Origin of the sequence: Paraburkholderia sp. EG286B, assembly GCF_040965655.1 — a bacterium.
Lineage (GTDB): Bacteria > Pseudomonadota > Gammaproteobacteria > Burkholderiales > Burkholderiaceae > Paraburkholderia.
The window spans coordinates 1-9218 of record NZ_JBFRCF010000069.1; the positions used below are offsets into that span (position 1 = coordinate 1).

Annotated in this window: 4 protein-coding genes and 3 pseudogenes; all 7 read left to right on the forward strand. The window is 59.1% G+C overall.

Features of this window, described 5'->3' with window-relative positions:
- Positions 1-124 (forward strand): annotated as a pseudogene (locus AB4Y42_RS43170) (IS5/IS1182 family transposase); the annotation flags it as partial.
- A 1329-nt stretch (positions 125-1453) separates the two neighbouring features.
- Positions 1454-2938, forward strand: coding sequence for an efflux transporter outer membrane subunit (locus tag AB4Y42_RS43175; RefSeq protein WP_368697767.1), 1485 nt, complete (start codon positions 1454-1456; stop codon positions 2936-2938).
- Positions 2939-3034: 96 nt separating this feature from the next.
- Positions 3035-4186 carry an efflux RND transporter periplasmic adaptor subunit gene (locus tag AB4Y42_RS43180; RefSeq protein ID WP_368697768.1) on the forward strand — a complete coding sequence of 384 codons (1152 nt, stop codon included), beginning with the start codon at positions 3035-3037 and terminating at the stop codon, positions 4184-4186.
- Positions 4187-4197: 11 nt separating this feature from the next.
- Positions 4198-7230 carry an efflux RND transporter permease subunit gene (locus AB4Y42_RS43185; RefSeq protein WP_368697765.1) on the forward strand — a complete coding sequence of 1011 codons (3033 nt, stop codon included), beginning with the start codon at positions 4198-4200 and terminating at the stop codon, positions 7228-7230.
- Between the two features lie 18 nt (positions 7231-7248).
- Positions 7249-8382: pseudogene (gene istA / locus AB4Y42_RS43190) on the forward strand (IS21 family transposase); the annotation flags it as partial.
- A pseudogene (locus AB4Y42_RS43195) lies at positions 8380-8807 on the forward strand (ATP-binding protein); the annotation flags it as partial. The pseudogenes istA and AB4Y42_RS43195, both read left to right, overlap by 3 nt.
- A 117-nt stretch (positions 8808-8924) precedes the next feature.
- Positions 8925-9218, forward strand: a 294-nt coding sequence (locus AB4Y42_RS43200; RefSeq protein WP_368697766.1) for a phosphopantetheine-binding protein, incomplete at its 3' end; no start/stop codon positions are given.

Sequence of the window (9218 nt, forward strand, 5' to 3'; positions counted from 1 at the left end):
TCGTCTTCGCATTCGCTTTGAGCGTCGAGCCGACATTCACGAGGCATTCCTTAAACTTGGTTGCTCGCTCGTCTGCTGGAACATCTTCAGACGTGCCGAGCAGTCTTTTGGAAACGGTCTCTAAGGAGCGCAAGCAACGAATTGCATGATGGCTGACAGGTTGGACCGGGACGAGGCAAGTCTGATAAGAGTCGTGAACCCTTCGAGTTCGAGTGTTAGCTGAGACCCTCGTCAGCGAATTCCATATGGGCCAGCAGGCCGAACGGCTTGCATCAACGGGCCGAACATAAGCGTGCTGCCTTGACCTGTAGACCAACATGCAAAACCTGCTTGCTATCCAGGAGGCGTCCACATAAGCGGCTCTTAAGAAGATCTATCTGATCTTCGGCCTTGAAGCAGTGTCACGCCGCCGACCGGCCACTTGCGTAGGAGAGACGCTCTCTGAGAACCGCTCCTCAATCTGAGCAGCGCTACTGTCGGATTGATCTCTTGTCGCATTAACTACAAATGTCGGACGAGGACGGATTGTAGTTCAACTCGCACTGCGAACGCCGCGGCCCCACATTCCCGCGGCGGGCACACGCTATAGCCGCTCGTGCCGTCACTACGCGGCGCTTCAGGCTATCTAGCGCTTTCATACAACTTCTGACTGGCATTCTTCATGCTTATGAGCTTTATATACTACGGAAGTTTGGTGCGACATGAACAAATATAGCCATGGCGAACACGATGAAGTACAGAGTGAGAGGGTTTTCGGGCAGGCGCTGGCCTGCCAAGGAGATCTGGCGAACCGAGCCTGCTCGACCACTCATCGACCCGGCAGCACGGCACCTTGCCACGCTGCCTCAGCTTGATAATCTACAGTTCTATGTCTTCGTCCTCCTGTTCAGCCTTTGGTCGATATAGCCTCCACAGACGCCGCTTTTACGGTTTACCAAGTTGCCTGCTGAACCTGGCAGGCGAGAGGGGCAACCCGCGCACACTCCTGACTCGCACTGCAAGCAGCAGATCAAGCTGTCGACGGCCAAGTGGACCTCGCCGCCCCGCTTGCGCTAGCGAGCACCGCTTGCCGGTCTCGAAAGCCTTTAGCCAGTTGCGCAGGGCCTGCGTCGACATACCCAGCGCGGTGACGGCGCCCACGCGCCCGTTCTTGATTCGTTGCGCGACGGCCTTCTTGAGCCGGCTACGTTTGCATGCGACCTCGTGGAAGGCGAACTTTCAAGGAAGCTCATTGATCGCTTGCTCTTTATCAAAGGTACTAACGTTGACGAAAGCAAGCGCAAATTCACTTTGCACCATCCCTCAACACATGTCCTTCCCCAATATTCTTCGAGCAACTGAACCAAGGTATGTAGGTGAGCCATCATGTCATAGTCACAGCTGTTTGCCTCAGCACGCGTATGACGGCTTGTTCCGTTGCACGGCACATCAGGTTGTTGCCCGTGTTGCCCCGATCGGGGTCTTGCTTTCACTGCTTGGTTCGCTGTGCGGTTGCGCGGTCGGCCCCGGATACCGCACTCCCCCGCCGCCCGCGACCGAGAGCTACACACCGACGGCCCTACCCGAACACACGGTTTCGTCGCCCGGTGCGATGGGTCTTGAACAGCAGTTCAAGGCCGGCGGCGAGCTGCCAGCACAATGGTGGACCCTGTATCGTTGTAAGCCCCTCGACGCGCTGATACGCGAGGCCTTCTCAAATAGCCCGAATATCGCTGCAGCCAGCGCGGCGCTGCGCCAGGCGAGAGAAAACCTGCGCGCGCAAACCGGGATCGATCTATATCCCGCCATCGATGTCAAGCTCAATGCTACTCGCGAAAAGCTCAATGGCACGACGCTAGGCCAGCCCGGCCTGAACAGAATACTAAGTCTGTACAACGCATCAGTGAATGTTTCCTACAACCTAGACCTCTTCGGGGCTGCACGGCACGAACTCGAGGCGCTGGGCGCGCAGGTCGACTTCCAGAGTTTGCAGCTACGGGGCACATACCTGGCGCTGTCAGCGAACATTGTCACCGCTGCGGTCAGGGAAGCTTCCCTCCGCGAGCAGATTGACGCGACCGAGCGTATCGCCACGGATGAGGGGACTCAGCTCGGTGTATTGCGTAAGCAGTTAGAGTTCGGCGGGGTGGGCCGCGTGGCCGTGCTTTCGCAGGAAACGTTGCTTGCACAAACGCGCGCTACCCTGCCGCCGCTGTGGCAGTCTCTCGACAGAACGCGACATCAGCTTGCCGTGCTCGCGGGCAAACCGCCTAGCGATAACAGCGTTCCCGAGTTCAGGCTGTCGATGTTCACCCTACCGCAGACCTTACCCGTCACCCTCCCTTCGTCGCTCGTCCGTCAACGTCCGGACATCCTGGCTACGGAAGCCCTGCTGCGTCAGGCGAGCGCCCAGGTCGGCGTCGCAACCGCGAACATGTATCCGCAGCTTACGCTGTCCGCGAACTATGGCCCGCAATCATTAACGCCAGCGGGCATGCTGAAGTACGCGGACATGATCTGGAACATCGGCGCGGGGCTCACGCAGCCGATCTTTAACGGAGGCCAACTGAGCGCTAAAAAGCGCGCGGCGGAAGCCGCGTTCGATGAGGCCAGCGCGCAATACAGGCGAACGGTGCTGCTTGCATTCGAAGATGTCGCAGATACGCTCCGCGCGCTTGAACATGATGCGACCAGACTTGCCGCACAAACCGGAGCTTGGCGCGCCGCCGGTAATTCCCTGGATCTCACGCGCGGCCAGTTTCGTGCCGGCGGGGTCAGCTATCTGTCGCTGCTCGATGCGCAGCGTCAGTACCAGCAGACTGTCGTCGACCTGATGCAGGCGCGCGCTGCACGCTACGCAGACACGGCGGCATTGTTCCAGGCGCTGGGTGGCGGCTGGTGGAGCGACACCAGCGAGGCCCCGACAGGACAGGCGGACACTGATATCAACCCGAGGTGAACTCTCTCTTCTAATTGGGAGCGCCAACATGGCGCTCCAATGCAGCGCAACCACGGGAACTTGTTCCTCGTCAGTTCGCCGTGCAAGGACACGACAATGACGACAAATAGACCAACAGCAAGACGGATGATCACCATGCTGATCTGCGTGGGCGTTCTGCTTGGCGCGCTGATCGGTTTCAACCTGTACAAGGCGCATATGATCCGGAAATTCATGACGCACAACGCGGTACCGGCTGCGACCGTCACGTCCGCTGTCGTGAGCTATCAGACGTGGCAGCCACAGCTTGCCGCTGTGGGCAGCCTGCGTGCCGTGCGCGGTGTCGACGTGACGACTGAAGTGGCTGGACTCGTTCGCGAGATCGCATTCAAGTCCGGCGAGGAAGTCAAGGCCGGAAAGGTGCTCGTGCGTCTGAACGACCGCTCGGACCGCGCGCAGCTCGCCTCGCTAAGAGCTGCGGCCGAGCTCTCGCAAACCGTCTATAACCGCGACACGGCACAGTACGACATTCAGGCGATTGCCAAGGCGCAGGTCGATGCTGATGCCGGCGACCTGAGAAGCAAGCGAGCACAAGTCGAACAGCAGGTCGCATCGGTCGAGAAAAAAACGATTCGCGCGCCTTTCGCGGGACGCGTGGGCATCACGACAGTCAATCCAGGCCAGTACGTCAATCCGGGCGACGCCATCGTTACGTTGCAGGCTGTTGACCCCATCTACGTCGACTTTCACCTGCCCCAGGAGCAGCTCGGTCAACTGCAAGTGGGGCAGAGCGTCGCCGTGAATACAAGTGCATTCGCGAGCCGCGGCTTCGAGGGCAAGATTCGCGCTATCAACCCGCGCCTCGATAGCACGACGCGCAACGTGCAGGTCGAAGCGGCCCTCGACAACCGTGAGCGCAAGCTGTTGCCGGGGATGTACGCGAGCGTAAAAGTCGATGTTGGTCACGAGCAGCGCTACTTGACATTGCCACAAACGGCAATCACTTACAACCCATACGGTGCAACAGTTTTCGTCATCAAACCGGGCGAGCATAAGGACGCGCGCGGCAAAACGATGCCCGTTGCACAGCAGATCTTCGTAACGCCAGGACCCACGCGCGGCGATCAGGTTGCGATCCTGAAGGGCTTGGACGAAGGCGCGCAAGTGGTAACGAGCGGCCAGCTCAAGCTGAAAAACGGCACACCGCTCGTAATCGACAATCGCGTGTTGCCGGCGGACAGTCCTGCTCCGACACCCCAGGAACAATAAGACCCCGCGAGATGAAATTCACCGATATTTTTATCAAACGGCCAGTCCTCGCGTCAGTGTTCAGCCTGTTCATCCTGGTGCTAGGTTTACGTTCGCTGTCGACACTCAAACTTGGCGAATATCCGCAGACCGGCACCGGCGTCGTGATCATCACCACTTCGTACTATGGTGCTAGCGCCGAGACGATGGCGGGCTTCGTTACTCAGCCGCTCGAAGCCGCGATCGCACAGGTGCAAGGCATCGACTACGTGTCGTCGACTAGTAGCTCGGGTGTCTCGACTATCACTGCGACCCTGCGCCTGAACTACGATTCGAACCGCGCGCTCACAGAGATCAACACCCAGATCGCGTCTATGCGCAACCAGTTGCCACCCCAAGCACAACAGCCTGTGTTGACGATGCAGGCAAGTCAAACCACGGACGCGATGTATACGGGCTTCTACAGTGATGTGCTGCCAGGCAACAACGTCACCGACTACCTGCTGCGCGTTGTCAAGCCGAAGCTCGATTCGATTCAGGGCGTGCAAACCGCGGAGGTTCTGGGCGACCGTCAGTTCGCGTTGCGCGCATGGCTTGATTCCACCAGGCTTGCAGCGCACGGCGTCACGGCTACCGACGTCTACACGGCACTCGTCGACAACAACTACCTTGCAACGCTCGGCACTACCAAAAGCGAGATGACCAGCGTCAGCCTAAACGCTGGTACCGATCTGCATTCCGTCGAAGACTTCAGGAAACTGGTTGTCAAGCAGAAGAACGGCGCGATCGTGCGCCTAGAGGATGTCGCCAATGTCGTGTTGGGCGCGGACAATTACGACTCCAACGTCGCGTTTAGCGGAAAGCGTTGCGTGCTCATCGGAATCAAGGTAGCGCCCGACGCGAACCTGCTCGACGTGGCGAAACGCGTCAAAGCTGTGTTCCCTGATCTGCAAAGGCAGCTCCCGACGGGCCTGTCGAGCGAGATCGTCTATGATGCCACGGACTTTATCGAGACAGCCATCGACGAAGTGGTGGAGACGCTCGTCGAGGCACTACTGATCGTGACACTCGTGATTTACCTGTTTTTCGGCAGCTTCCGCGCGGTGATAGTGCCCGGGATCGCGATGGCGCTGTCTATGATCGGTACATTCTTCATGATGCAGTTGCTCGGCTACTCCATTAATCTACTGACGCTGCTCGCGCTGGTGCTCGCGGTCGGACTCGTGGTCGATGACGCGATCATCGTAGTTGAGAATTTCGAACGACACCTGACGAACGAGAGCAAGCGTCCCTTCGATGCCGCGCTCATCGCCGCGCGCGAACTCGGTGGCCCGATACTCGCAATGACTGTTGTGTCGATTGCCGTCTATCTGCCCATCGGCTTCCAGGGCGGATTGACGGGCGCACTGTTCACGGAGTTCGCATTTACACTGGCAAGCGCGGTCACTATTTCGGGCGTGGTCGCGCTAAGCCTATCGCCGATGATGTGCTCGCGACTCTTTCACAACGTGCAGCAACCCGGACGCTTCAACCGTTTCGTCCATCAGCAGTTCCAGCAAGTGCATCGGGGTTATATGCGGCTCCTGCACTCGATACTGGACACATGGGCCGTATTCGTCGTGATGGGTGCAATACTGTTATGCGGGACCATGTATTTATTTGCGACGTCACAGTCCGAACTCGCGCCCCAGGAGGACCAAGGCATCGTACTGTCGCTGATCCAGGGACCACCCAACGCGACGATTCAACAGATGCAGATGTATACCGACCAGGTGTTCCAGATATCTAAGCAATTGCCCGAGTATGCGCAGATGTTCCAGTTGACAGGCGCGCCGACACTGAATCAGGCCTTCGGCGGCGTGCTCTTCAAGACATGGGACAGGCGAAAGAGAGGTGCCTCCGAGTTGCAACAGGAGCTTCAACAGAAGTGGAACGGCATCGCGGGCGCGCGAGTTGCTGCGTTCCAGTTTCCACCCCTGCCCGGTGCGCAAGGCTTCCCGGTGCAGTTCGTGATCAACACGACTGAGCCTTTCGATAACCTCAACGAGGTGACCCAAGCGGTTTTGCAACAGGCGCGCGAAAGCGGCATGTTCCTCTTTGTCGACAGTGACCTGAAGATCGACAAGCCCGAGACCGTTCTGATGGTCGACCGTGACAAGGTTGCCTCGCTCGGCCTTACGCAAAGCGACGTGGGGCAGGCGCTCGGAACTGCGCTCGGTGGTAACTACGCCAATTATTTCTCGGTCGCCGGCCGTTCGTACAAGGTGATTCCGCAGCTTCAGCAAGTCGACCGAATGAACCCATCGCAGCTACTAGACTACAACCTGCGCACTTCCGACGGCAGTATGATTCCTGCTTCGACTGTCTCGGAACTGAAGTCGATAGTTGTGCCCGAATCCATCAACCACTTCCAGCAACTGAATTCGGCGACGATTTTCGCTGTGATCGCACCCGGCATCTCACAGGACGAAGCGCTGGACTTCTTGCGCAAAGTCACCAACCACGTTGCTCCCGCAGGCTACAACCTCGACTACTCAGGGTTTTCCCGTCAGTTCATGCAAGAGTCCGGCGGCTTTCCTATCGTCCTCATGTTCGCGGCAATCATTGTGTTCCTTGCACTCGCGGCGCAGTTTGAAAGTTTTCGCGATCCCATCGTCATTCTGGTATCGGTGCCGTTGGCGTTGTTCGGTGCGCTGATCTTCATCAACATCGGCGTTACCACACTCAACATATACACGCAGGTCGGACTGGTCACGCTCATGGGGCTTATCAGCAAGCATGGCATTCTCATCGTGCAGTTCGCCAATGAGTTACAGCGTACAGGCCGCAGCAAGCGCGATGCCATCGAAGAAGCGGCAGGCGCTCGCCTGCGCCCAATCTTGATGACGACGGTCGCTATGGTGCTCGGAGTAGTGCCGCTCGTCACCGCATCCGGCGCGGGCGCAGCAGGGCGAAACGCGATTGGGCTCGTAGTCTTCACAGGGCTCTCGATCGGCACGCTGTTCACGCTCTTCGTCGTACCGGCGACGTACATATGGTTAGCAGGACGGCTGATCGATTCTTAAAGAAGAAGCTGTCAGCACATGTCTGGAACCCGCATCACCGACCAACAGGTTCGCGTCTACATGAACAAGCGCAAACACCATCCGCAGGAACTCGCCGCCGCCAAGGCAGGAATAAGCGTGCGTAGCGAACGTCGCATCGAGCGTGACGCGACGTTGCCATCCCAGAAGCCGCAGCGCTCCTGGCGCACCCGTCCTGACCCGTTCGCCGATGTCTGGGACAGCGAGGTCGTGCCGTTGCTGCGTAACGCCCCCCATCTGATGGGCATCACGATCCTGCGCAAGCTGCAGGATGATTACCCGGACTGCTATCCCGACAGCATGCGTCGCACGCTGGAACGACGCATTTCCCAATGGCGGGCGCTCGAAGGTCCCATCCCCCAGGAGCATCAACCCGGCGTGCGCAAGCTGTCTGACTTCACCGATATGAGCAAGTTGTGCGTGAGGATTGGTAGCGCGCCGTTCGAGCATCGGCTGTATCACTTCGTGCTGGCATTCTCGCGCTGGGAATATGCCTGCGTGGTTGAGGGCGGCGAGAGCTTCGAAGCCCTCGCCAACGGTTTGCAGACCGCTCTATGGCAGGCGGGAGGTTGCCCGCGCGAGCATCGCACCGACAGCCTGTCAGCCGCCTTCAAGAACCTGAGCGAGAAGGAAGACTTCAGGACCCGTTACAAGGCACTGCTCGATCACTACGAGATGCAGGGCACGCGTAACAATCGCGGCCTGGGTCACGAGAACGGGAGTGTCGAATCCTCGCACCGGTATCTGAAGGACGCAGTCGATCAAGCCCTGATGTTGCGTGGCCATCGCGACTTCGTTGATCGTGCCGCTTACGACGAATTCATCCGCGAACAGGTGATGCGACGAAACCGGCGCTGTGCCGCCGCGTTCCGTATCGAGCGCCAGCAACTTCAGGATCTGCCGGAGTACCGTACCACCGACTTCGTCGAGGAAGAGGCTCCTGTGCCGCTGCAGCACATTCACGGTGCGCGGCATCCTCTACAGTGCGCCGTCGCGGCTGATTGGTCACCGGCTGAAGGTGCGCGTCTACGGCGACCGGCTCGACTGTTACTGCCCGGCGTGCTGGTGCACAGCACCGCTCGGGGCTCCCGTGCGCACGACAACCGTCACGCGCTTGATTACCGCCACTTCATTGGCTCGGCTATCGGACACGCCCTGATCGACGCAGGATACCGTGTGCTGCTCACGCGCACCAGCGAACTCGTCCAGAAGCTGCAGGCGGCACGCCAGAGCCTGCAGTTGCGCTGGCCAAGCTCGACCGCTTCGATCTTATCGTCCTCGATGACCTTGCCGAGACCAGCGTGCTGTTCGAACTGATTGCCGAGAGGCACGAGCGTAAAAGTCTTCTAACGGCCAATCAACCGTTCTCGGGATGGAATGACGTGTGCCCTGCCCCCGGGATGACGGTCGCCGCCAACGACCGGCTCGTGCATCACTCGACGATCTTCGAACTGAATGTAGAAAGCTATCGCCGTCGAAAGGCCAGCGACAAGCAGAGCGCGCGCCGGCGACAATTACCCGACGAGAACTACGATGGAGGTGCGACAACTATGAATTAGCCATCGACAACTACACCCGTTGACCAGCCGTGCTGCTTGACGCTGTCTAGCGGTCAATCGCAGAACAGTTGAAAGTATTGGTTTGCCACGCAAGTGGCATACGTGGAGGTTTCGTCCATGGGGGCGGACTACGAACATCGCGATACATGTGCCGAGATCGAGACGGCGCTGGCAGAGCTCTGGGCGGAGCTTCTGGGGCTAGAGCGGGTCGGGCGGCACGACCACTTCTTCGAACTGGGCGGCCACTCGCTGCTGGCGGTGCAACTGACGGAGCGGCTGCGGCCGCTGGCGCTTGGGGTCGAGGTGCGCACCCTGTTCGCCAAGCCGGTGCTGGCGGATCTGGCGGCAAGCCTTGGCAGCCATCAGGAGGTGGCGGTCCCGGCCAACCTGATCAGCGAGCAGAGTACGGCG